The following is a 1001-nucleotide window of genomic DNA, read 5'->3' on the forward strand; positions in this document are numbered from 1 at the left end:
CGCTCTTCTGTAGGAGATTGTTGATACAGTTCAGCTGTTGCTCTCGAATCGAAGAGGGCAAGGACACCGCGTTAGCGGTGTCCGACACGAATGATTCCGCTGGATGTGTTTGGTTCGGAATCGCTCGCAGCGGACCTGCTGGAACAGGTTCGCTGGCGTGACGGCGTCGAATGCCCCCGCTGCCGTTCTGACCGAACGGTCAAGAACGGCAGCTATGGGGCGTTTCAACGCTATCTCTGTAAGAATTGTGACCGCACGTTCAACGATAAGACGGGCACAATTTTCGCTCACTCGAAGGTTGCGCTCCGCAAGTGGTTGTTCTCGATCTACGCGTTCTTGCGGTTCAACACGAGTCTCCGCCAACTTCAGCGGGAGATCGGTGTTACCTACAAGACGATGCACCGTCGCGTCGAGCGCTTTACCAGAGCGCTCGACGCGCCTCAGCTCGACCTCGTTGGACCGGTCGAAATCGACGAAGTGTACGTCTCTGCCGGATTGAAAGGCCGCGAGCGCGACCAAGAGTCGCGCTCGCGTGGCCTCTCCACGCGTGGGCGTGGTTCGTATGAGGGAGACAAACCACCCGTCTTCACCATCGTCGACCGTGGAACGGGGCAGCGGTACGTCGTCCCAGCGAAATCCGCTGACGAATCGACAGTGCGACTCCTCCTTGGTGACCACGAGGAGGAGTCGCTGACCGTCTATACCGACGGATTTCGGGCATACGACCCACTCGAGGACGACGACGAGTTCACCCGCAAATACGTCGTCCACGGTGACGGCGAATACGCGGACGGAGACGTCCACGTCAACACCTGCGAGAGCCACGCGTCGCTAGCGCGACGGTGGCTCTCGCCGCATCGAGGCGTCTCGAAGGACAAGTTGACACAGTATCTCCGCGCCTTTCAGCTACGCAGCGAACTCTTCAGAAAACCCGGTCGAGAAGCACTCAAACACGCTGTCAAAGCGACTCTCTGAAATCAACAATGTGCTACACATGAGCG

1 protein-coding gene is annotated in these 1001 nt (G+C 58.4%); it reads left to right on the plus strand.

Annotated features, from left to right (window positions below):
- Window positions 1–90: 90 nt before the first annotated feature.
- Complete coding sequence (locus ACR3FE_RS27750) at window positions 91–975, plus strand: IS1595 family transposase (protein WP_458211086.1); 885 nt, start codon at window positions 91–93, stop codon at window positions 973–975.
- The last annotated feature ends 26 nt before the right edge of the window (window positions 976–1001 follow it).

It is taken from the genome of Haladaptatus rarus, assembly GCF_054177585.1.